The organism is Bacillus sp. FSL E2-0195, assembly GCF_038003645.1.
GTDB lineage: Bacteria > Bacillota > Bacilli > Bacillales > Bacillaceae_G > Bacillus_A > Bacillus_A mycoides.
The window spans coordinates 2,633,385-2,656,115 of sequence record NZ_JBBOPN010000001.1; the positions used below are offsets into that span (position 1 = coordinate 2,633,385).

The 22,731-nt window shown below is 35.8% G+C and carries 23 protein-coding genes; 3 read left to right on the forward strand and 20 right to left on the reverse strand.

The features are described from left to right. The first annotated feature begins 290 nt into the window (after window positions 1–290). Window positions 291–1,457 (forward strand): S-layer homology domain-containing protein, encoded by a 1,167-nt coding sequence (locus MHH59_RS13390; protein WP_340851413.1) that lies wholly within the window; start codon window positions 291–293, stop codon window positions 1,455–1,457. A gap of 48 nt (window positions 1,458–1,505) precedes the next feature. On the opposite strand, the gene MHH59_RS13395 is transcribed toward MHH59_RS13390, so the two are convergent. From MHH59_RS13395 to MHH59_RS13405, 3 genes are read right to left on the reverse strand one after another with little or no spacing between them, the layout of a single operon-like run. After that, on the reverse strand, window positions 1,506–2,570 hold the full coding sequence (locus MHH59_RS13395; RefSeq protein ID WP_340851416.1) for an N-acetylmuramoyl-L-alanine amidase: 1,065 nt from the start codon (window positions 2,568–2,570) through the stop codon (window positions 1,506–1,508). Further along, on the reverse strand, window positions 2,567–2,806 hold the full coding sequence (locus MHH59_RS13400; RefSeq protein WP_340851419.1) for a holin: 240 nt from the start codon (window positions 2,804–2,806) through the stop codon (window positions 2,567–2,569). The genes MHH59_RS13395 and MHH59_RS13400 overlap by 4 nt, the downstream gene beginning before the upstream one ends. After that, window positions 2,806–3,042 (reverse strand): hemolysin XhlA family protein, encoded by a 237-nt coding sequence (locus tag MHH59_RS13405; protein ID WP_078180707.1) that lies wholly within the window; start codon window positions 3,040–3,042, stop codon window positions 2,806–2,808. The genes MHH59_RS13400 and MHH59_RS13405 overlap by 1 nt, the downstream gene beginning before the upstream one ends. 248 nt (window positions 3,043–3,290) lie before the next feature. On the opposite strand from MHH59_RS13405, the gene MHH59_RS13410 reads away from it, so the two are divergent. Further along, window positions 3,291–3,629 carry a hypothetical protein gene (locus tag MHH59_RS13410; protein ID WP_340851423.1) on the forward strand — a complete coding sequence of 113 codons (339 nt, stop codon included), beginning with the start codon at window positions 3,291–3,293 and terminating at the stop codon, window positions 3,627–3,629. Window positions 3,630–3,927: 298 nt separating this feature from the next. On the opposite strand, the gene MHH59_RS13415 is transcribed toward MHH59_RS13410, so the two are convergent. The 17 genes from MHH59_RS13415 to MHH59_RS13495 form a co-directional block, all read right to left on the reverse strand. Beyond that, window positions 3,928–4,296 (reverse strand): hypothetical protein, encoded by a 369-nt coding sequence (locus tag MHH59_RS13415; RefSeq protein ID WP_340851427.1) that lies wholly within the window; start codon window positions 4,294–4,296, stop codon window positions 3,928–3,930. A 16-nt stretch (window positions 4,297–4,312) separates the two neighbouring features. Further along, window positions 4,313–8,635, reverse strand: a complete 4,323-nt coding sequence (locus MHH59_RS13420; RefSeq protein ID WP_340851428.1) for a phage tail spike protein — start codon at window positions 8,633–8,635, stop codon at window positions 4,313–4,315. Further along, entirely contained in the window at window positions 8,632–10,089 is a 1,458-nt protein-coding gene (locus MHH59_RS13425; protein WP_340851431.1) for a distal tail protein Dit, read from the reverse strand. The genes MHH59_RS13420 and MHH59_RS13425 overlap by 4 nt, the downstream gene beginning before the upstream one ends. Before the next feature lie 41 nt (window positions 10,090–10,130). Next, entirely contained in the window at window positions 10,131–13,766 is a 3,636-nt protein-coding gene (locus MHH59_RS13430; protein WP_340851433.1) for a DUF2207 domain-containing protein, read from the reverse strand. A 230-nt stretch (window positions 13,767–13,996) separates the two neighbouring features. After that, window positions 13,997–14,359 carry a hypothetical protein gene (locus MHH59_RS13435; RefSeq protein ID WP_016095495.1) on the reverse strand — a complete coding sequence of 121 codons (363 nt, stop codon included), beginning with the start codon at window positions 14,357–14,359 and terminating at the stop codon, window positions 13,997–13,999. A gap of 6 nt (window positions 14,360–14,365) precedes the next feature. Next, complete coding sequence (locus tag MHH59_RS13440) at window positions 14,366–14,959, reverse strand: major tail protein (protein WP_002088089.1); 594 nt, start codon at window positions 14,957–14,959, stop codon at window positions 14,366–14,368. Next, complete coding sequence (locus MHH59_RS13445; protein ID WP_002088092.1) at window positions 14,960–15,292, reverse strand: hypothetical protein; 333 nt, start codon at window positions 15,290–15,292, stop codon at window positions 14,960–14,962. It abuts the gene before it with no gap. Next, window positions 15,289–15,633 carry an HK97 gp10 family phage protein gene (locus tag MHH59_RS13450; protein WP_340851437.1) on the reverse strand — a complete coding sequence of 115 codons (345 nt, stop codon included), beginning with the start codon at window positions 15,631–15,633 and terminating at the stop codon, window positions 15,289–15,291. The genes MHH59_RS13445 and MHH59_RS13450 overlap by 4 nt, the downstream gene beginning before the upstream one ends. Window position 15,634: 1 nt before the next feature. Further along, window positions 15,635–15,985 (reverse strand): phage head closure protein, encoded by a 351-nt coding sequence (locus MHH59_RS13455; RefSeq protein WP_340851442.1) that lies wholly within the window; start codon window positions 15,983–15,985, stop codon window positions 15,635–15,637. A gap of 1 nt (window position 15,986) precedes the next feature. Continuing rightward, window positions 15,987–16,280, reverse strand: a complete 294-nt coding sequence (locus tag MHH59_RS13460) for a hypothetical protein (RefSeq protein ID WP_340851443.1) — start codon at window positions 16,278–16,280, stop codon at window positions 15,987–15,989. Window positions 16,281–16,292: 12 nt separating this feature from the next. After that, window positions 16,293–17,444 carry a phage major capsid protein gene (locus MHH59_RS13465; protein WP_340851446.1) on the reverse strand — a complete coding sequence of 384 codons (1,152 nt, stop codon included), beginning with the start codon at window positions 17,442–17,444 and terminating at the stop codon, window positions 16,293–16,295. A gap of 3 nt (window positions 17,445–17,447) precedes the next feature. Further along, on the reverse strand, window positions 17,448–18,191 hold the full coding sequence (locus MHH59_RS13470; protein WP_340852949.1) for a head maturation protease, ClpP-related: 744 nt from the start codon (window positions 18,189–18,191) through the stop codon (window positions 17,448–17,450). Beyond that, window positions 18,191–19,342, reverse strand: a complete 1,152-nt coding sequence (locus MHH59_RS13475; protein WP_269481492.1) for a phage portal protein — start codon at window positions 19,340–19,342, stop codon at window positions 18,191–18,193. The genes MHH59_RS13470 and MHH59_RS13475 overlap by 1 nt, the downstream gene beginning before the upstream one ends. An 8-nt stretch (window positions 19,343–19,350) precedes the next feature. Beyond that, complete coding sequence (locus MHH59_RS13480) at window positions 19,351–21,018, reverse strand: terminase TerL endonuclease subunit (RefSeq protein WP_340851448.1); 1,668 nt, start codon at window positions 21,016–21,018, stop codon at window positions 19,351–19,353. After that, window positions 21,015–21,326 (reverse strand): P27 family phage terminase small subunit, encoded by a 312-nt coding sequence (locus MHH59_RS13485; protein ID WP_340851450.1) that lies wholly within the window; start codon window positions 21,324–21,326, stop codon window positions 21,015–21,017. Before MHH59_RS13485 ends, MHH59_RS13480 begins: the two co-directional genes overlap by 4 nt. 124 nt (window positions 21,327–21,450) lie before the next feature. Beyond that, window positions 21,451–21,786, reverse strand: coding sequence for an HNH endonuclease (locus MHH59_RS13490; RefSeq protein WP_098403610.1), 336 nt, complete (start codon window positions 21,784–21,786; stop codon window positions 21,451–21,453). Window positions 21,787–21,901: 115 nt separating this feature from the next. Continuing rightward, window positions 21,902–22,108, reverse strand: coding sequence for a hypothetical protein (locus tag MHH59_RS13495; protein WP_097997751.1), 207 nt, complete (start codon window positions 22,106–22,108; stop codon window positions 21,902–21,904). A gap of 94 nt (window positions 22,109–22,202) precedes the next feature. Between MHH59_RS13495 and MHH59_RS13500 the strand changes: the two genes are divergently transcribed. Next, window positions 22,203–22,727 carry a hypothetical protein gene (locus tag MHH59_RS13500; protein ID WP_098403609.1) on the forward strand — a complete coding sequence of 175 codons (525 nt, stop codon included), beginning with the start codon at window positions 22,203–22,205 and terminating at the stop codon, window positions 22,725–22,727. Window positions 22,728–22,731: the final 4 nt, after the last annotated feature.

Below are 22,731 nucleotides of genomic sequence, written 5' to 3' on the forward strand. Positions count from 1 at the left end.
ATGAAAATCAATATATAAATACCTACTTATAGTATCAGATAACATTTTTATTCATAAAACTATTCTTTTGTTGAAAATCAATTCACATACACATAGGCTTCATTTGTTGTTACATAGTATTTTTTTGCTGGCTGTTATGGATAGCTATCGAAATTTATTTGTCATCTATCTCAATATCCAATTATCACTAAATATTGATTTAATTTGTAAACTTAAATATAATATTAATTGTTATATTTTTATTAATAAATAAATTAATTTGCAAAAAATTAATTAAAAGGAGATTACTAATGAAATTCAAACAAATTATTTTAGCAGGCGCTGTTCTTGCTACATCAACATTTACCTCTTTAACAAATGCACAAGCTGAGACTGGATTTCGCGATGTTCCTTCAGATCACTGGTCTTATAAAGCAATTATGGATTTAAAAGAGAAACAGATTTTTGTTGGTTATGGAAATGGTATATTTGGTTTTGGTGATCCCATCACACGCGGTCAAGTTGCTAGATTGTTATATGTTTATATAGAACCAGTGACGGATCCTACTGCCCCTCCTTTCAAAAATCCATTCAATGATGTAAAAGATACTATGTTTGAAAAAGAAATTTTAGCGATTGTAAAAGCTGGAATTATGAATGGATATGGTAATGGTAAATTTGGCCCGGATGATACTTTAACTCGTGAACAGTTGGCTTCTGTATTAAAAAAGGCCTTCAAATTAAGAACAACATCTATAACTACATTTAAAGATGTTGAAAAAAATTATTGGGCTACTGACGCAATCAGTGCATTACAAGACAATAAAATTGTTGTTGGAACAGGAAATAATATGTTTGAACCCAAAAAAATTGTAACTCGTGAACAATATGCAATGTTTCTATATAATACAATTAATATGGTAGAAGCAAAACCTGAATTACCACCGTTTGATCTCCCTAGCTCTATGATTACAAACGATTTTCATTACGACAGTAGTAACTGGTTAATTAGTTCACCGTTGCTAAAAAATTCTGTATCTAATGAAGCTCAAAATCTAATTAATAAAATAAACAAGGATTATAATGAGGATTTTAAATACGAAAGCGTATATATCAGCGGCGGTAAGATGGGTGATGGTGAAAGGGTAGAATTACTTACCTCTAACCCTAATTTAGGAAAGATTTATGATTATGGACATGGGCAACTATTTGTAACAGGTGAGAATGAAAATCATTTCAAAATTATATTTATAATTGATAAAGCCACTGTAGAGTTAGCAAAAAATTGGATTACTTTAATAAATCAAGATTTAAATCTAGATAAAGAAATTGACGATATTGTAGCATTACCTTTCAAAAACTCGGGCGAGCGGGATTATCATACTTACTTAGATAAGGGTAACTACAAAATGGAGCTAGGCACAAACCCTGCATCAAACGGTTATGAAGCAATATACATAAACGTTAAAAGAAAATAATTGATAGATAACAAAAAACAAGGCCCTCATTGGAGACCTTGTTTTTTTTCATTTCACATACACATAGGCTTCACTTGCTGTGATATAGTATGTGATTCCTTTACTATTGTGCACTTTATATTGTGACGATCCATTGACAGTTACTTTTGCATCAATTACGAACCCTAATCCTGCATCAACAGAACCAGCAACATCTTTATCCTGCCAAGATGGAGCATCATAGAAACGTAGATTATTAACTTTAGAAACAACACGCTTTCCAACAATAGAAGAATCTACTGTACTTTTCTTATTAAACTTCACATAAGATGGATCGTTCTTAATCCACTGATTTCCACCAAGATTTAACCAACCATCCTTTTCCGCCCACACAATATAAGATTCTGGTTTGTTTAGTTGACGAATTTTAGAATAGCTTGTACCTGGTCCTTTACGTAAGTTAACGTTGTAACCTTCAATATAGGCGATACCGTCTGTTACTGCTGTTGGTACTTCCGATGGTTTAGATAGCTTCTCAGGAACAGAAACATCTACACTAGAATTATTGTATGCTCGTTGTACATCTGCTCTAAATTGAGCTTCTGAAACGCCATGAGACTTTAAGTAATCAATTGGATCTTCATGATCCGTACCGCCAAGATAATGAGTTACATCGCTATGTGTCCACAATCCTTTTTCTACAGATAACCCACGGTCACGTAAGATTTTAGCTAGTAACTTAACGTATTTGCCATAGCTGCGTTTAAATTTTGTATAGTCCGCTGTTTCGCATAATTCTACATGTACAAATCGTTTATTAGCAGCAGGACCGCCACCATAAGCAATGTATTTTGTATCAGCAATTTGGATTGTTTCGTCCCAATCGACTGCATAGTGAACAAATGCATTTCTCCATGTACGAGACTCATATTTTTGAATGTTAATAGCCGGAGCTTCTGGAGTTGCTGTACTATGCGCCACAACGCCCTCATAAGCACCTACACCATAACGGTATGGTTGTTTTGGTAAATCAGGAATAATAAGCGTTCTATCGGCAAAAGCACTTGTTGCAAAAGAACCAGCAAGTGCTAGAATCATAAGAAATGAGGTAACATGTTTCATTGTCTTTTTCATTTAGCATCAACATCCTTTTTCATAATTTTTGTGTGATCAAATAATCCACTTGCTGATAGTCCAATGATGATTCCTTGAAATACATTTGCTTTGATATCTCCGGCCAAAAATAAAACGCCTAGCACAATGCCAAGCGTTAAATTCAATAACGGAGCATATTTTGTTTGTAATCCAATTGTTTTTGCAATCTGTGAAAGACCAACTACAATTCCAATCATTACAGTAATCTCAATCATTACATACCACCTCCCTTCAACAATAAACCGATAAGCGCTGTTACGATTGCACCAATAATGATACGGAGAATCCAGGTAGTATTGGCGCTAATCTTCTCAAGCTGTTTGTTTATATTCACAATGTCCTTTTCATTGACAGTGGTACGTGTTTCTATGTTTCGGATATCTCGTTGCATATCTTTTTGATCTAACTTTATCTGTTGGATTTCTTGCTTTAAATCTTGAATTTCTTGCATTGGTTCAGCTCCTTTCAAAATAAAAAGAGAGAGACGATTGCTCGTCCCTCTTTGGAATAAATGCCATATTTTATTCAGCATGATTTTACTATTGTTTATTTTGCTCTTAATGTTTTATAGTACTGCGTTTTTTGTTATCGTTTAGTAGTACATATATCTCGCTAATTGGTACACTGATTTAAAAAATATAGAATGCTCATTCAATTAAGGATATTTATTGTCACTTAAAGTAGAAAGCAGGTATGCATATGGAAGAGATCATTGATTTATCTTTAATTTTCTTTTTCTTTCTTCTAATAGTCTTCATTGTATGCTTTATATTACAAGTATTCATGAAGATTTTTGGTAGGAAGAAAAAACATAAAAAATCTATTGAAAAAGAATTAAAAAATCATTCCTCAACACAAGAAATTGGTAATCAGAACGATCCAGGAACCAATGCTAATGATGCTGAAGCAAGCTGGATGAATGCTGTGACGACAACAGCCTTTATTACAGCATCTATGAAAAGCGCTCAGGATCATTCGGAAGGTAATAATCACGATTCGAATTCAGCGAATCATGACAACGCAGATTCACAGGATTAATTTAACTTAGTGATTTAATCGACATCAAGAGTAACGTTTTTTAAATCACTTTTTATTAATCTTAATCCTTAGTTCTTTTACAAAGATAACTTACCCTGCATCAAATCCGCTCGTTAATATTTAGAGCCCATATACATTACACTTACAGTCGCCTTTTCTTTATACTCAGTACATGTTCCTATCATGTCATCATAAAACCCCGAACATAAACTTTTTCGCCTTTTTCTAAAAATAAAAAAGCATGTTATCGCACACTTATCTCTAAAAGCCGTATTTTGTTCAAAAGAAAAAAGACCAGCTATCGCTGCTCTATTCGCGTTGTATTTTCGATTGCTAGTGGTTCTTGCGGTGGATTTTTTCCTGTAAGTTTGAAATAATCATCTGCACAAATGTTTCTTTTAGCAACTCCTAAATCTAATTCATACAGTCTGGATCCACGACCGCATAACTCACATTTTGTTAAAACTCTAAAACAAACAGTTCCTCCGTCATTCATTTCCCTCCAGACCTCGACTTTACTAGTATCATTGGCAATCCCTGCATTATCTAACATATCAACAGGTACTTGTATAAAAACGCCTGTTTCAGTTCGCTTTATGTCTACTATTCTTCCCATATAAGGAAGCGTTGCACCTTCCTGAAAAGGCTTCATATAGTTAATATCCATGTCCAATCCTTCCTTTCTATCCAAGTGCGTTAAATTTCCAACCATTCGGGGTATTAACATAAAAACCTGGTCCGAGATTACCATCCGTAAAGCGAATATGCCCCCAACCTTGATATGCATTCCCACCGAGATTTACACCTTGTACTGCTCGTATATTACTAAAAAACTTAACATCTTTTTCTGTATTTATATCAAACGTTTGCCCGTCTGCTGCTGGTTGCAATATGTTATTTATACCACCTATAGCAATTGCATTAAACGGCTGAAGACCAGCGGCTCTTTCTGCTGCTGCACGATCCCAGTTATACATAGATGCATATTTATCGCTGTATAGTGTTACACCTGAAACACAAACCGCTGTTTGTGCACCAGTTATTTGTCCATTTGCAGAGCAGACTTTAATAATCAATGCATGTTCTTGTGGTTTATAGTTTGTTGGTACTTTGAATGTAAATGAGTATCTTCTGATTTCTCCATAGAATTTAGATGGCTCAGGGAAATCCATTTTTTGTTCATTCCATATGTCATAGGAAACATTGTCCCTAAACTTCACACAACATACGTGCAAGCGTGGTTTCGCTGTCTTACGTACACCATTTATCATAGATGCTCTAAAATGTGCAGATAATGTATATTCGTTTCCTGGATGTATCCCATTGTTAACCACTGCTTCTGGATAGTTGTACATATCTACCCTTGCCGCATTAACCATTTGTTCGTAATCAAATACAGATGTATTTTTTTCTATCACTACATTGCCCTGCGACCTCCAAGTTAAACCATATCCACCTTCAAACCCATAGTAATCTGCATTCCCAATGTTTTTCTTTCCAACACTAGAAAAATCGGAATCTGCTATTAAGTTTCGTCTGGATACCGCAGTTGTTTTTGTTCCCCATTCGTCTTGGAATAGGAAGTCTAGCATTTTAACGGTTACACCATTTTTATCAATGGTAATTTTATCACCATTAACGTTAATGATATTCGTATCGATACCCTTTGCAGTTAACCATTTCACCATTGTATCTGCGGTAATATTTAATTTAGCGACATCAATTGTAATTTTCTCTGCTGTTTGATTGATTACTGAGATAATATTTCCTTTTTTTACTTCTGATAGAATACCTTCATCCAGAACTTCAAGTTTTGATCCCGTTTCTTTTACATAAGCAGCATAAGTCTCATTAATAAATTTTTCTTGTTTATTCGAGGTTATTTCAATGCCGTCTGCTGTAGCTTTTATTTCCCTCTCAATGTCCGTTACTTTTTTATTGTAATCCTCAGTTGCTACTCTATCAGCTATATCTTCCAACATCTTGTCAACATCAGTTTGATCTTTCGGATGTAACCAAAATTCACTTGCTATAGTGCCACGTTGCAACATAGGTGCGGCACACCACAAACGCCCATTTCTTGTAACATAATAACGCCATCTCACAAACGATGCATTAGCAGGTGCTTGGTCTGTACATACAGCACGAACCCACGTATTATTTACAACCTTGACATTAGTTCTAGCTGTTTTAACACGAGTTTTTTTGTCAGCAGTCCACCATTCAATTTCAATAAATGCACCGCCACTATCAATAGGTGTTTTCCCGTCAGTATTGAAATAACCTGATGCAACAAGTTCCTCGTTAACTTGACACTCAATGAATTGACTTGTTAGACCCCACCAACGATCTTGAGTCTGTCCAGTAACGGTAATTGAGAATGTATTCATACCTTTGTATTTTAAATTTGTATCAACAGAACCAACAGCCCCATTACCATTATTCCAAATCCAGTATTTCTGTCCTAACTTAAAATCAGTATCACGCAACTCATTGACAGTACCTAAACCACCTACATAATCCTCAACATCTTTCTTTTTCATTGTTAACTTCAATGCTTCGCTATGTTGACCTATTGTTGTAGTAGCCTCGCTAAGCGTCTTTCCTTGCTCAGTTTGTGTTTCCTGTAATTTCTTAACACTTGCAGTTGTTCCTTCTGCATTCTTTTCTACAGTGTTAACACGTTCACTAAATTTTCCTTGTGTTTGTTCAACTGTTTTAATACTTTCTTTAATACCGTCCACACTTTTTGTAATCTCAGTTGTTTTCTTAGTGAATTCATCATTTGTTACTTGATTTTCCGGTGCTGGCGTCCAGTCTTGCGGTTTATTCCCTTTATATAAAGCAACCCATTCAACTATCGCTTTCGTTGTGTTTTGAGGGGCATTGTATAAAGACAATTTCTTCTCGTTACCTACCGTCGTTGCAACAGCTTTAAATGTCACATAAGTAATCCCACTAGCATAAACACTTGTTGCATACCCGACATTATTCGAACCACCATTCTGCCAAATGCCAAATTTCTGTCCCTGTGGAACACTACCTTTAATTACAAAAGTATATTCCTCACCTGCAGAAAAGCTTTCAGATAGAGTATATTGATTGATTAAATAATCCGTTTTTTCATATTCAATATTTGAATCTAATAGAAGGTTACGCCCTCCTGCTTTATCGTTATCAACCTTCTTTTCTACGCTCTCTAATTTCTCACTGATCTTCCCAGCTTTTTCTGTACTTTCAGTTGTGGTTTTCTTTAGATCATTTGTTGTTTGCTGTACCTCAGAGATTATCTTTTTTGTGCCTTCGGAAGTCTCTACTACTGTATTTAATTTTTCAGTAATTTCACCGTCTTTTTTTGTTAACGATTCAATAGATTTAGTAAAACCTTCGTTGGTTTGTTTCATTTCAGAGACAGTTTTATTAATTTCACCTTGAGAGTTTTGTACATTTTTAATTGTTAGAGAAACCTCTTGAAGATTTTCTTTCACTTCCTTGAATTGTCCAGAAGTTTCGTTTTGTGCATCTTCTACTTTTTTATTTAATTCTTTTTTTGTAGCTGCAATATCTTTATTAACTTGTTCAAGGGTTTCTTTCTTGATAGTTTCTGGATCAGGGATAAGTAATTCCCATCCCTTACCATTCCATACTTTCAATACACCCGGCTTACCATTACTAATATCACGCCATAATGTCTTACCCACTATAAGATTATCAGTCGGTGGATTTTTAGATTCGATAATATTAACCGTATTATTTTTTAGATTTTCCTGAACTTTTTCAGCAAGTTTCTTCGCGGCTTCAGATTCTTTTTGAGCATTGTTAGCTGTTTCAGCAGTCTCTTTAACCAACTCATCTAGCTGATCTAGAATTTCTTGTTTATTTCCAAGAGAAGCCAGGACTTTATTGTAGAGCTTACGTAATTCCTCGTTTGGATCAATGATTTCACGATAATCACCAAACACATATTTATCTTGTGTAGGATCAGTAAATGATTCGTCACCAGCAATAACACGAGCTTCTAGATACAGTTTAGGTGTAAAACCTGTATCTTTAATTCGGATTGTGTCACCCTCATTAATTAGCTCATGCGCTAATCCAAAAACTCGCCCGATACTTTGCGCTTGAACTTCATAAGAAACAGATGTATTAACACGTTTTTTTATCTCTGTTTTCATAAGAGTCATTAAACGTTCTGGAGTAATATCTTGTTCTGTTTCTGGCGTATAAAAGCCGAATTTATGTTGCCCTTTTTCATTCCAGCGCTGGAACGCATCGCTATCTACGATGTACGGCAAACCGTTATTAATACTCTCAACTGTAATTATCTTATCTCCTTCACCTTTAACGAACCCCATAAGCGCTGTACAGATATTTTGAGAGTTTTCAATACGTTTGATTCCCATTAAATCTTTACCAAGAGTTACTTCTTTGCCTATTTCTCGACCACGCTTCTTAACCATATCCACATAACGACCAACGAATTGATTACCAACAACTTCAGCACGATACACAATTTCCAAATCAAAAAGAGAAGCGATATCCTTTAAAAATTTAAGCGGGTCGATAGGTTCATTGATAGTCATTGTATGAAAACCAGAGTATTCTGTACGACCTCGTTTCCACTTTGTCCCTGTTAAAGCTATGTCAATAAACTCATTGACCGTTTTCCCTTCAATTCGTTGAGGATTGATAACACCTGCTTTTGCTAATAAAATCCATTCACCAGATGCATAAGTAATTACGGATCTATCATTAGAAAGTTTTTCAGCTTCAGTAATTACATACGGTACAATAACACCGCTACGCACCTCTTTTAACACTAAGTTTTGTTGCATGAGTGTAGCTGCTTGTTCTGTACCATCAGCCGTTGTAAAATCAAACTTATCAATATTGTTCTTGATTTCCCAATGCCGTTTATCATCCCAATAATCTTTAGATTGGATAGTAGAAACGATTTGTTCTGTTTGAAAATCGACAACATGAAGTGTTCCGCTAGGTGTTCTCATCTAAATCTCTCCCTGTATATTACCTTTGCTTTTCCTACGTTTGAAGGCATAACCTCTAGTGTGTTTGAACCTTTATTAACAACCGGATAATCACTAAATATATCTTTTAGATTAATAGCACTCTTACCATTTATCGTTACAAGGCTTCTCTCTGTATCAATGGATACTTTATCTCCAACATCGAAAATATACGGTGGGTTATCTTGTGTATTCATATTGACTTTCCATATTTTCAAATCATCAATACTCATTTGCGAACAAAACATGTTGTTAGAGAACTGAGAAATACTGATTTGTACTTGAGTGACTTTATTCATGTTGACGTTATTTTCGTCTATCCACACTACAAAGCGCTCTGAGTCATCAGTCTCCGTACCTAAAATAAATTTAGAAATATATGCTTCCCATCTGTTCCCTGTTCTTGCAAGCCATAAGCGACCTCTGAAGTTAGTCCAAGTATCTGGATGATCTCCATGCTCGTTGATAAAGACTTGCCCACCCGGTTTTTTACTATTCCCAACACTAGCAAATCCACTATTCTGCTCGGCTTCCCATTGAACATCACTCATCGATATACGAGCTACATAATCACTATTTTCATCGAGAAGACCTATTTCCACACGTCCCATTTGATCCCAATGATGACTATTAATTTGTACATAAGCTTGCATGATGAAATCCTGTAATGGTCCTTGTGGAATGTTTTTTTTGGCTATACAACCATGCCACCCTTTTACTGTAGGTTCGCCCAGATATTCAGCCATAAAACGATATCCGTCTGTTTTAAACTTTCCTCCACCTTTCATATCTTCTGTTTTAGCTACATTCGTCCATCCTACAGTGGTGGACATTTCATCCCACAATACACGCTGATTCCTTTCAACAGGAATTTGATCAGCTTTAAGCGGATATCCAATGCGAAAATAATTCGTTCCATTCCATACATCAAGAAATGTGGAAGGCTTCGTTACTTCAACTTCTATAATCGGATTGGATTCCACACTTCCTTTGTTTTGAACATTTGCTATTAATCCGCGTCCATCCATTTCAAATTCTACCGTTCGAGTAGGTCCTAATTTATAAGGCATAGGACAAGTAAACTTCAAAGTACTTTTGCCTAATGTAACGAAATCATCAAGATTAAAATCTTCATCAATAACAGCTATATATGTTCTATCAGGAGTTGCATCAAAAACTAGCTCGACCGCTTCTTCTGTAATTAACCAAGCTGATATTTCTTCCTTTAACGTTTCTAAATTCGTTTCATCTGGAACAATAATTCCTACAGGTACAGGAAGTGGACGAGGGTCCGTTTCTGTACCTAATAATCTTGCACCTGGATATCCAGGTACTTTTAAAAAATTACGCTTTAAAGGTGCCCATGTTGGTGGACTCCATCCCTTTTCTATTTGAATATAATCTTTACGTATTTTGTTAAATATAAAAGAGCTCACGTTGACACCTCATTTCGTTTGAAAATAAAAGAGACTCAAACTTAAAAGTCTGAATCTCTCTGTGCTTCTCTTTCTTGATATTCAGTTGTATATCTATAAGTACCACGTGCCACGTCTCGTCCTTCTAAACTAACAGGTACTTCAACCACTAAATCTCCTCCAAGCATTGGGATTACTCCATTACCGCCAGATGATCCTGACGAATAATTAAACACTTGATTTGCACCACTAGCTGTCATTGCTTGCCTACTGTTTGACATACTTCCATATACACCACTCATAACGCTCTTTAAACCTGATAACTGACTCATAGAATTAGCCATCATACGACTCATATCGCCCATTAATTGATTCATAGTTCCAGTCGTGCCAACCATAGTGGCAGCAATTCCTGCACCAATATCTCCAAGCGTCTTTTTATTCAGCGGAAGCACTGCTTCTCGTCCCGCTTCTCCAGCACCTTGCAAGTTTCCACCATTCATTCCAAAGATAGTTGGTTTAGTGAAAATACCACCTTTTGCACGCCAATCAATATTGATTCCAGAAGGATAAGTAACATCTTTACCTAAAACGTTTTTCGTGCTTGTTTCCAAGCTGAAATGTGGAAGAGGTGGCATTTCAGGTTTTGGGATTTTCAACTTTAAACCTTCAAAGAATCCCTTGATTTTATCGATGAATCCCTTTACCCCGTCAACCGCATCTCTTATTGGGTCCATAATAAATCTTTTCGCTGCTTCAAATTTTTCTTGTGCAGCATTCTTTACAGCATCAAATTTCTCACGCGCAGAATTATACAAACTCTCAAACTTTTCTTTAGCTGAATTATAAGCCTCTGTAGCTGGTTGAACTACATATTGCTTCACTAAATTCCAAGCTGAAAGTGTATAGGATTTTATTTTTTCCCAATTTCCTAATATCCAGTTTGCTAAATCTCCAAGTTTTTCTTTCGTTGTATTCCACAATTCTTGCACTGGCTGGATAACATACTGTTTTACCAGGTTCCATCCTGCCAACGTATAAGACTTAGCCAGCTCCCATTGTGAACTTAACCAAGAAACTAAATCGCTGAACTTTTCTTTCACCAAGATCCAAATCTCCTGGACTGGTTGAATAATATATTGTTTAAATAATCCCCACGCAACTTGTGCCACAGCTTTTGCAATTTCCCATTGTGTACCAAGCCAAGTGACCATTTCACCGATTTTTGTACTTACCCAGTCGTAAGCTTCTTGAATCGGTTGAATAATAAATTGAGAAATGGCTGCCCAGGCAATTTGCGCTCCAGCTTGAATAAGTAGCCAACCCGCTTCTAAAACGGTAGAAACCGCCGAAATAATTGGATCTAATACAGTAAGAATTGTATTCCAGGTTTCCTGCCAAGCCTGTACTAGTGTCCCCCACAGTTCTGAAGCTGTTGTAACTAAAGAAGACCACCAAGAGAATGCTGTTTCAACAATTCCAGACCATAAACTACTAAAAAATTCACCTATCGGATCAAAGAAACTATGCATCATTTCATTGAACGAGGCCCAAGCCCCAGAAAAGAATTCAACAATAGAATTCCAAGTACTACTACATATTTCACCTATACCCGTCCACAAATCGCTAAAAAACTGACCAATGGGATCAAAAAATGAATGCATCGTTTCTAAAAATGAAGACCAGGCTTCACTACAGGATTGGGTTATACCATCCCAAAGTTCTATTAAATATTCCTTAATAGAATTCCATGTTTCTATCGTCCATTTTTTGATGTCATCCCAATTTTTATAAATAACGACACCTAAAGCAATTACGGCCGCAATAATAATAGGAACTATGGCGACAATTCCAGCTGCAACAAGTGTTCCAACTCCTAATGCTGTTTCCACAGCCCCTACTATACTCATTATCACTGAAACTATTGGAGCGAGTGCTAAAATAGCACCTGAAATAATGCCAATAGCTGTTGCGATAGCTACCAATGTAGCGGTTAATTTTGGATTATTTGAAATCCATTCGGCCACTTTGGAAATAACATCCGCTATAACACTAAGAACTGGCTTAAGCGCAACTTGTAAATCCTGCATTGCTTTTTGAAACTTGATAGCTGGGTTTGCATCCATTTTTTTTATGGATTCATTTAAGTTATCCTGATTCTTTTGGAAGTCTACAGTTTTTTCCGAAGCGCTTATTAAAGTATTGGTTAAATTTTGCCCTTGATCTTCAAACATTGTGGCTAGAACTTTAACCCCAACTTGATTTCTTTTTACCGGGTCTTCTATCCCTTCAATCGCTTTAGCTACTTCTACCATAGCTTTAGAACCGTCACTTCCACCTTTAGCGACAGCCGCGCCCCACTTTTCTATTTGTTCTGTAGCAATACCAGATCCGCTAAGCGATTCTTTTAAGGCTTTATCCGCTCCTTGTGCAAATTCAGTTAATTTTACTCGTCCTTCTTTCAATCCATCTAAGAGATTATCAATATTCCAACTACCCGTTTCAACGCCTGCTTCCATAATCGCTTGGACTTCTTCAGCTTTAAAACCTGCACGAGTCAGCTGACTTCCGTATTCGGCAATGATATCTAGTTGCTCTGGTGGAAACCCCATTTTTAGCAACGCATCAACCATACCAAGAGCACTTTCTTGAGTTATCCCTAATTCGTTTCCTATTTCGTATGTTTCTTGAATTAACTCTGTGTAGTCTATACCCTCATAAGCTTGAGATATAACAGCTGCTCCTTTGGCAATTGCTGCATTCGCTTCGTCGCTTATATTTTTATTTAAAGCCCATTGTCTACGTACACCAGCAAGCGATTCTTCAGCATCCACCCCATAAGCGGTTACGCCTCTTATTGCTTCTTCCACTGATTTTTTAGAGGACTCTGGAACATCGAATGTTATATCAATCTTAGTTTTCAACTTTGACATATCCATTGCTTTTTCAATCGCAGTTGCAATACCACCACCGGCAGCCATACCACCTATGACGTTTTCTAATCCTACCTTTAGACCTTCAAACTTCTTCTCTGTTCTACCAGCTTCTTGTTGTAAATCTCTTAATTCATTTCGTACTTGTTGTATTGAGTTTCCAGCATCCACAGAACGAAGCGCACGTTGTAACTTTTCAATATCGGCTTCTGTTCCTAATGCTTCACGACCAATAAGACCAATTGCTTGTTCTAACTGTCGACTTGTAGCTGATCCGCTTTTAATTGCATTTACAAGACGATTACCTAATGCTCCTGCAAAATCATCAACGCTTTTTCCTGTAGCACTAAATAAAGTTTCTAGTTGTCGTGTTGAACTCGCTACATTCTCCTGTTCGGCTTTCATATTACCAAGCTTGTTCTTCAGACCATCAAGTGACCCTTGTGTAAATTCAATTTCACGCCTAAATGAGCGGTACTGTTCTTCTGAAATTTTTCCGTTTTGAAATTGCTGTTGAACCTGTTGCTCCGCTGCTTTTAATTTATCGAGCTTTTGTGTAGTGTTTTCAATTTGTTGTGTAAGCAACTGTTGTTTTTGAGCAAGTGCCTCAACGTTACCAGGATTAAACTTTAATAAACGTTCAACATCTTTTAATTCTTTAGCCAAAGAATCACTTTGTTTATTCACATCTTTTAAGGCATTTTGTAATGGTTGAGTGTTCCCACCGATTTCAATCGTAATCCCTTTGATTTTCCCTCCTGCCATCATCTCACCCCTTTCTTAGAATGAATCAAAGTCTTTTTGATTTGCTTTTCTTATTTTTTCTTTATCTGGATTTTCCATCTCAGCGAATTCAGCAATGTAATCAAAACAATCGCCAATTGTCATGTCTTCTAAATCCCAACTTGTTAATTTCGCTTTATAACAAAGAGCAAGGAACGTATCAGTGGTTAATTCTTCATCACTGAAAGTCCCTTGCTTTTCATCATTTCCTGTTATTTTTTTTTTGCTCCCATAGTGACTTGAACTAATTCCATGATTTCTGGCATGATTTCTTCAATTGGGAATTCTTCAAATTCATCCAACCACGTCATAGGATCAGAAATATTTGAATCAGCCGTTTTAGCAAATAACCAAGTCAAGTCATAAATAAGTTCAAAGTCCACTTTACTTATATCAACATTAGACATATCAATAGGTTGTTCTGATCCATCTGGCGTAGTTAACGCATTAATTGCTCCTAACCCCATCATATCTGCAAATAAATTACGTCTGAATTGTGCTTTATATCGTTTAACTGTTGCCGCTGTGCTTTTTAATCGAACTTGTTTTCCATCTATAGTAATTGTCTTTTCCATTTATAATTACGCCCCTTTTGGTGCTGCCGGTGTTTTTACATATACTTTTTTGTACCAGTCGTTATAAATTGCTTGTGTTGTTTTAGCAGTCGTTTTCGTTTTAACCATTGGTCTTCCACCAGGCGCTAAAACAATTGGGCTAGAAACAAACTTCAGTTCATTTGTATTTGGTTCAGCAGAACTTGTTTTTGTTTTAGATGCAATCGTTGGACGACTTGCTGAACAGTTATACATAACATGACGGGTTGCGTTCACATCACCATCAAACTCAAATAATAAGGCGAATGGTTTTCCTTTTGCATCAGCTAATTCATTTAATACGCCATCCGTTTCGTCTAATTCCTCACCAAGTGCATCAATAGCAAATTGCTCTGGGATAGTAGCAATATTTAATGCTCCATCGTAACCTTGGTTATTACTTGCCGCGTAATAGAGCATGTCATCTGCATAGAATTCAATTAAATCACCGCGTGGCTCAAAAGTTAGTTCAACTCCACCAGGTAATGGAATTGGTGTCCCGAATTTAACTAAAAAATCCTTAGTATCTAATGGCACATAATGTACATTTTTCAAACCGAATGTTACCTTATTTTCGTTCATTTACATCAACCTCGTTTCATAAAATTTTTGATATATTTTTTCTGTTTCAATAATCCCTTCGAATGGCGAATCATAAGGTATTTCATGATCGTCCAGGACTTGTTCAAGCTTGGCTTCTGCAACTGAATCTTTTCTATTTGTATAAAGCTCTATATTTAAATCATTTATCTTGTGATAGACCTTATTATCAGCCATGAGATTGGCAGAACCGTCCACAAGAAAGCAAATATAAGGTGGTGCTGGAACAGGATTAGTTGGTGTTGCTGTGAAATGCGAATAAGCCACAGGATAACCTGTAGCTTCAAGAATTTTTGTTAGTTCTCCTAATGTCATTGTTGAACCGCCCTTTCGATACGTTTTGGCAATTCATCAATTACATACTCTTCAACTGGACGAATATGAACTTGTGCTGGAACTCGACCACCACCGACTTTCGCATGTCCCTTTTCTAAAAGATGCGTTAATTGTCCTTGCGTATTATGAAGGACAACACCATTACCTTCTTTTTTCTTACGCCATCCTTTACGATAAGCACCTGTTTTTTTAGGACTATTTTGCTTTAATTTACCTACAGCAATATCTGCTACTTCATCGATTTCATTTTCCAAATCTTCTTCTACAACTTTTGCATACCTTTGCAACTCCCTAGCAAGATCACTCGCAAAATCATTCATATTAAGTATGCTCCTTTGCGATAATAGTCAATGTTTGATACATTTCATCATCATTCATTGGCGGTTCGATAATATCAAAGATACGGCCTTTCATATTAATTCGCATTTCTTCCGTAATACCAGAAGTATATGGCATCACAAAACGATACACCCGTGTAGCCTGTGAAGCTGAAGCTTCAATATACTCAGAACCTTTCACCGTTTTTATCATCGTCCATGCCTTTTTTACTTCTGGCCAAGATGTTTCGATTACCTGGTTTAATTCATCTTTTGTTACTACAGGTTGTTCGATAATAATTCGATTGCGAAAATCACCTGTATTCAGTGGTTTTTTGTACTGAAAAGGACGCATCTTAATCACCGTCCAGTTTGATTTCTTCTAAAGCTTTATCAATGCTCAAACTATTAATCTGACTTAAAAAATTCTTGTCAAAATACTCTAAAGCATCGTTGTAAACGTAACGAGAGCGTTCAAAGACTAACTCCTTGAACACCTCGTCATTATTAAGATCATAATCGCCACAAACTCTGACTAAATCTTTATTAGATGCAAATAGGATGCGTCTTAGGTTATCATCTTCATCATCACCTAATCGCATCCTATCTTTGAATTGCTGTAATATTTCATTTGAAATTACCTTGTCCATTTACATCATTCCTTATTTAGTTGCTGGTGGTGTTTCCTCAAGGCTTAATGTGTAAACTTGTGAAGTATATTTGTCCTTCGGCTTACCCGTAGCATATTGTTTAGCAATATAAAGCGTTGCATCCTCTAAAGCTAATGTTTCTTCATATTTTTTAATTGGCTCCGTTCCACCCATTGCTGCAATATACTCTCCTTTAACAAAAAACAGGACCTTACCTTGAGGTACAAATACTGATTCTGTAGGAGTTGGATTGAACGGTAAGCTTGTCACATACACTCCAGCCGCATTTTGAATTGTTGCATTTGCTTGGATATCAAAAGTATCAAACGGATTTGTTACCATAACGACTTTCCCAGCAATATTTTTTGGTCTGTCTGCATCAGTTTTCCCATCAGGATTTAGCTTTTTAGCCAGTAATTTAACAACGCCTTTTAATTCATTGATTGTTTTGCGACCTGGTTCAAACGTTAAAGTCCCTGCTGTTTTTTTATCTGGATATACTCCTCCAACAACACTTCCACTTGGATCTTTTAACAATCCGATAGGCTCATCTTTACCTGTACCAATTACAAATCCACGTTCTAAACCTACAGACATAGCTTCTGAAATCATTGTACGAACATATCGTTCCACCCACACTGGACCAAGTTTAAGCATGTCATTTGCCAATGGGATAAATGCCGTTAATTTAAGTTGGGAGATAGACTCTTTTCGGAATGTAGCATTTAGTTGTCCTTTAATATCACCGAATAATGGTCCCCATACAGCTGCACCTTCTGGATCTCCATAGATAAATTCTGTCACAGCACCTAAGTTTTCTAATCCGATATGTTCTAACAACGGATGACCTTGAACTAAATCATCAAAAATTCGTTCTTGCGTTGTCTTAGGTAATGTTTCAGAATCTTTAAATCCACCATCTTGAACGACTGCATTGAAGAATTTCATTTCCTCACTCGTTAATACGTTAGAACCACGAGACTGCATAATAGAACGGTCTACAATAGATTCATTGACTTGATTCAAGATATCCGAACGAACATCTGTAGCAAGTGCTTCAATCATGGAATTTAAAGCCGCTGTTTGTTCTTCTGGCGTTCCTTCCTGCGTTGCTTTTGCAAAAGCTAGTTTTTTATCTTCAAAGTTATTAAATTTAATTACCATAATTTATTTTCCTCCTAAATTTAAAAAGAGCGTACTCAGATTCTGTTTTGTTTTAACAGGCTCTTGAATAAGCTCTTTTGATTTTTGATTATTTGGCTGTTTCGTATACTTAGCTACTAAATCTTCTTTAAAATTTTCTACAACTTCCTCTTCTTCCTCTTCCTGCGTATCATCTATTTCAATTTCATCAGCAATTTCATCAGCTAAACCAAGAGCAACTGCTTCCTCTGCCGTTAGCCAGGTTTCATCTTTTAAAAGTTGTTTTAATTCTTCATCTGTTCCAACAAACCGTTTCTTATAAGATGCTGCTAAGGCTGAATCAATCTTCCGTAGATCTCGTGCTGTTTTTTCAAATAGATCTGCATTTCCATATTCAAAGGTACTCGCTTGATGAATCATCATCATAGTATTACTAGGCATAATGATTTTATCACCTGCCATTGCAATTACAGATGCGGCACTTGCTGCCCAACCATCAATATGAACTATAACTTCGGCATCATGCTGCTTTAACTGATTACAAATTGCTACACCATCAAACGCTGAACCTCCACCCGAATTAATATGAACGTGAATTTTTTCTGCTTTTACATCTTGAATCTTTCTTCTTACTGCTTCAGCGTTATTTTCACTAAACCATCCACCGATTGACCCGTAAACGGTTAATTTGTACTCATTTTCACCTTTTGCCTCAAAACGAATATCTCGTTTTAAATTTAAAAGTTTATTCATGTTCAAATGTTCCATCATTTCTCACCTCCTTCAGATTCATTTAGTTTCTTATAGTTCTTTGTAATATGATGGATATTTAAGTTTGGATCATCAGAATCTTCATAATCTACTTCTGAACGAATCTCATTTCCTGTAAATGCACTTGAAGAAATAAGCTTATCAATACTTGTTGCAAGGTCAAATATACTCTGATAAGAAACAGCCTTAACTATAATCTTTTGTCCTGAAAGATATTCATTCATTTCAAAGAATTTAACATTTGCTTCATCAGATAGCTTTTTTAATAACGGTCTTACTGTGAAAAGCATATAATTTTTCGTTTGCTTCTCTACATCAGCCATTTCTCCATATAATAAAGCTGTCGGAATACCGATGGCCATTGCTACTTGATTTAAAAAACCACTGGTTACTTTGTTTATTTCTTCCACACTCGGCCCATTCGCAACACCATTATATATTTCGTTATAATTAATACCCTTTTGTTGTGGAACAATAGCGATATCTTTCGTACCAATCGCCTTATACATATTGTCGATAAACTCTTGTAACTTCGTTATTTGTTCTTCTGTTTTGGCACCAATCATATCCATATCGACCGTGCCACGAACTTGATTTTTACGTTTTTGAGAGTTTAATATCCTACTAAATAAGTCCCCATAATCTGCAAATAATCCATCAATAAGCGGAGATAATTTATCATTTCGATACTTTAAATGAATAACTTCACTTTGCTTAAAACTTCTCTTAAACATGTAGTCTTTTACTATTACATCAGTAAAAGTATCTTCATACACAGCATACTCATTATGTTGAAATCCATCGGCAATAAGTAAATCGCCATCATCTGCTTGTATAACTAAGCATTCATTATCATAAATAAGTTTACGAATAAATCTTTCCCAGAAAGTGCTGGCCGTCATGTTTTTGTTCGGTCTAACGTTTAATCGATAATACAGCTCATTCTTCTCAAATGCTTTACCGTTTCTTACTCTGAATTCAGATTGACTAATCGTTCTTCCTAGAAAAGATACGCATGTATCAAGTGCTAATCGTTTCATATGAACCCTGTTTGCTGTATCAGCAATCAAATCCAGATCAACCATAAATTCTAATTCTTTATTTCTTTTAAATACTGAACCTAAGCCTAACCATCCAATGATTATCACCCCCTTTATTAGAACTTAATATCACTTAATATAAAGTCAGTTGCTTCTTGTATTTCATCTGCTCGATAAAGAGCGTGCACAAAGCTCTGGAATCCGTCAGTTTTTCTTCGCACCGGTTCTTTCTTTTCATACATTTTGTTTCCGTCACCTTTAATTACAACCAATACATTTTGTGTATACCAGCGCATAAGAGGATTATCGCCGAAAACAATTTGCTCATTTGCAAATGCCATTTCAATCCGCGGTGCTAATAAACTATGAATTGCTTTAGGATTTCTTATAACTTCTATTTCAAATCCTTCTGCAACTAATAAAGGTCTGATCGCTTCCATCCGGAAGTTATCGGCAATAATTTTCTTAACACCATATTGTTCACGCATTTTTACAAACCAATCAACGATGTGTTGAGGATTGATAGTTGGCTCGTCCACAACAGTTAATAAACCTTGTTCTTCCCATTCTTTTATGGGCGCAAACCTCTGTTTTTTGAACTCACCTGCTTTTTTGGAATATCCATAATAAATATCAACAAATTCTTTTCGTACAAAGGAATGTGTTTTAAAAAGATAATCACCAGATTGCCTAAATAAAAGACCACACGCTGCGAAATCCCGGATACTTGCAAAGTCCAACGAACCAATACATTCTTGTCCATGTAAATCTGGAAACTGTCGGTCTGTAGCAAGAATTTCTGACCACTTTGCAACAGAGCGTTCTAAATTAGTAACAGGTAAGTTCATACGCTTTGTCATGAACTCTTCTCTATTACTCGGGTCGTCTTCTAAATCTTCATATTCTTCCTTAATTGTTTCAAGTAACCCTTCAGCATACTCACTTAAAGGCTTAGATAACATGGGATTCGCAAGCTCCCAATTATCAAGATCATCTACTTCAGTTTCTTCATTCAATTTACAAATAAAAGGAAAGACAGCATTCGAACGTGCTTCGCCGTTTAATACCTTCATTGCCTTTTCTTTTTGCTTATCTAAAAAACCGTCACGAACATATCCATCTGTACCAATGTAAAATTCACGTGGGTTTTTCTTTTTCCCTAAACCACTGATATGAACACGGACATCTTTATTGCTTTCGTATTGATGTATTTCATCAAATACAACCGCACCATCACGCAAACCATCTTTTGTATCTCCATTTGAAGTCCTAAATTTCAGTACACTTTCAGTAGCCTTTGAAACTGTTTGAGTTAACGTTGTTTTAAAGGCTCTTTTCAAGACCTCATTCTTCTTCACACATTTATGAACTTCGTCAGGGCTTGTTTTTGCTTGTTCTTCACTATTCGCTACAACTGAAATGTTATACTCTGGAATGCCATGTAATTCACTAATTAAAAAGTGAATAATAACAGAAATCAGACCGTTTTTACCGCCGCCACGACCTAACATCCATAGGAATTTTCGATAAAATACACGTCCATTTTTCTTATAAAATAAAAAGACGAATGCTATTAATAATTTTTGAAATGGCTGCAATGGAAAATACCACTTCTCACCGAAGTTGATACAATCCTCAATCATTTCATCATCAAAATACAAATCGTCTCTGTTTAAAACATGTTTTTCTAGATATTCAATTAACAGTTCTCTTTCTTTATTGAACTTTACTTTCCCACTTCGATAAAGTTCAGTATATTCTTCCACATACTTTTGCTTAATCATGTAAGATCACTTTTGCTATAACCTGCATTAGGGGTATTATTCTTAACAACAAATTTTATATCTCTCCCTAATGCAATTAAAGAACTGTTAATTTTATTCCTCTCACTTATAAGAGGGTGGGCCTTAACGAAAACTTGAGTTCCATTTTTAATTGTTACGGATTCCCCTTCTTTAGTTATCGTTTTATTAATTTTTCGAAATGCTTTAACTAGATCAATATAGCGTTCTACTTTTTCAACTTCAACTAAATCTGTCGTATCAATACTATTCATAAGCTGTTCCTTTAACCTTACAATACTAACAGCCATCTACCCCCCCCCCCTTACGTGCGTATTTCCGAAAAAAACCTGACAGTTAACCCCCTCCTCCGGTGCCCCTTAGATCATTTTCTGATGAAATATTTTAAGGGGGGGTATTGTTTCTGAATCATTTTTACCACTTTTCATCGTCTTTCCATTTATTCGGTTTCTTTTTGAATGTTCTACCGTGTTCTTTATTGTGGCAATCCACACAGATTGTTTCGAGATTATCTATCTCTAATGCAAGTGATGGATGATGTTCGAGTTCTTTTATATGATGGACAACGAGCTGTATCTTCTTACGTTTGGCACTCTCACTGTATTCGTTTGTATCAATTTGAACGCGACCGTTTCGTTTACACTCTTGGCATTCATAGTTGTCACGCTTCTTTACTTGTTCACGTATGCTCTTCCACTCGCCACTGTCATAAAACTTACGCTTCTGTTGTTTGGTTTTGTATTCATTCACTATTCTTTACCTCAATCACACTTGGATCAATCCGCTTCACCCAATATCTAATTTCAATACACTTCATACTTATGCTCACAAATTATCCTCCTTCAAAATAAAAAGCACCCGTTTTTTATTCGGATGCATTAATTACTAAATCTTTTCTTTTTAATTTTGTTATTGAAAAATTATCGGGATTAAAACGCACTCTCTTACCTTCCTCTTCCCATTCTAATCGCTTGTGTTCTGCCCACAGATTAATTGCTTCTACAGAACTTTTTGCAGAAACAACATCTTTTCTTTCTCCTTCTTCAATCAAGTATAAATAATTATATTCCATGACCATCTCTCCTCTCTAACATACCATATTTCGACAAATTCGCAGGAAATTCCTTCCACGAAGTCGAAATATACCGAATGAAGGAGGTGAAATTATGAAACTCACAGATTGGATACAAATTGCCGGAATAATCGCATCAACAATTATTTCGATTTCATCTATTATTATTGCAGTAAAATCACTCAAATTAACTCAAAAATCTATCGAAGATGCTAATCGACCTTATATTACATGCTTTATATCTGCAATAGACACAGGTTTTTTAGCGAAATATTTCATTATTAAAAATTTCGGAAAAACAAGTGCTCGAATCATTAACATTGAGTTTAATAAAGAGTTAACCGAACTTGGGCGTAATGGTAGTATAGATTCAATAATTAATACCACCATTGTACCAAATCAAAAATTCATGACCGTCGTACCGTCTCAAATGAATGACATAATTGATGTAACAATTACATACGAAGATGCCAATAAAAAATTATTTAAAGAGACTCACACCATCAACTTTGGATATTCTAAAGATTTAGTTTACAAAGTTGTCAATCAGTCCGGCCTCGATAGTACAGCAAATACTATGCAAAATACCGCTCAATCTTTAATCAAACATTTAATGTAAATTA

Bases quoted from the DNA above. Each gene is read 5' to 3' on its own strand.
- MHH59_RS13410 (WP_340851423.1), top strand. From the start codon at position 3,291: ATGGAAGAGATCATTGATTTATCTTTAATTTTCTTTTTCTTTCTTCTA.
- MHH59_RS13445 (WP_002088092.1), bottom strand. From the start codon at position 15,292: ATGACATTAGGAGAACTAACAAAAATTCTTGAAGCTACAGGTTATCCT.
- MHH59_RS13465 (WP_340851446.1), bottom strand. From the start codon at position 17,444: ATGGTAATTAAATTTAATAACTTTGAAGATAAAAAACTAGCTTTTGCA.
- MHH59_RS13405 (WP_078180707.1), bottom strand. From the start codon at position 3,042: ATGCAAGAAATTCAAGATTTAAAGCAAGAAATCCAACAGATAAAGTTA.
- MHH59_RS13435 (WP_016095495.1), bottom strand. From the start codon at position 14,359: ATGGAAAAGACAATTACTATAGATGGAAAACAAGTTCGATTAAAAAGC.
- MHH59_RS13390 (WP_340851413.1), top strand. From the start codon at position 291: ATGAAATTCAAACAAATTATTTTAGCAGGCGCTGTTCTTGCTACATCA.
- MHH59_RS13420 (WP_340851428.1), bottom strand. From the start codon at position 8,635: ATGAGAACACCTAGCGGAACACTTCATGTTGTCGATTTTCAAACAGAA.
- MHH59_RS13470 (WP_340852949.1), bottom strand. From the start codon at position 18,191: ATGGAACATTTGAACATGAATAAACTTTTAAATTTAAAACGAGATATT.
- MHH59_RS13430 (WP_340851433.1), bottom strand. From the start codon at position 13,766: ATGGCAGGAGGGAAAATCAAAGGGATTACGATTGAAATCGGTGGGAAC.
- MHH59_RS13395 (WP_340851416.1), bottom strand. From the start codon at position 2,570: ATGAAAAAGACAATGAAACATGTTACCTCATTTCTTATGATTCTAGCA.
- MHH59_RS13500 (WP_098403609.1), top strand. From the start codon at position 22,203: ATGAAACTCACAGATTGGATACAAATTGCCGGAATAATCGCATCAACA.
- MHH59_RS13495 (WP_097997751.1), bottom strand. From the start codon at position 22,108: ATGGAATATAATTATTTATACTTGATTGAAGAAGGAGAAAGAAAAGAT.
- MHH59_RS13415 (WP_340851427.1), bottom strand. From the start codon at position 4,296: ATGGATATTAACTATATGAAGCCTTTTCAGGAAGGTGCAACGCTTCCT.
- MHH59_RS13400 (WP_340851419.1), bottom strand. From the start codon at position 2,806: ATGATTGAGATTACTGTAATGATTGGAATTGTAGTTGGTCTTTCACAG.
- MHH59_RS13440 (WP_002088089.1), bottom strand. From the start codon at position 14,959: ATGAACGAAAATAAGGTAACATTCGGTTTGAAAAATGTACATTATGTG.
- MHH59_RS13460 (WP_340851443.1), bottom strand. From the start codon at position 16,280: ATGGACAAGGTAATTTCAAATGAAATATTACAGCAATTCAAAGATAGG.
- MHH59_RS13455 (WP_340851442.1), bottom strand. From the start codon at position 15,985: ATGCGTCCTTTTCAGTACAAAAAACCACTGAATACAGGTGATTTTCGC.
- MHH59_RS13485 (WP_340851450.1), bottom strand. From the start codon at position 21,326: ATGGCTGTTAGTATTGTAAGGTTAAAGGAACAGCTTATGAATAGTATT.
- MHH59_RS13480 (WP_340851448.1), bottom strand. From the start codon at position 21,018: ATGATTAAGCAAAAGTATGTGGAAGAATATACTGAACTTTATCGAAGT.
- MHH59_RS13450 (WP_340851437.1), bottom strand. From the start codon at position 15,633: ATGAATGATTTTGCGAGTGATCTTGCTAGGGAGTTGCAAAGGTATGCA.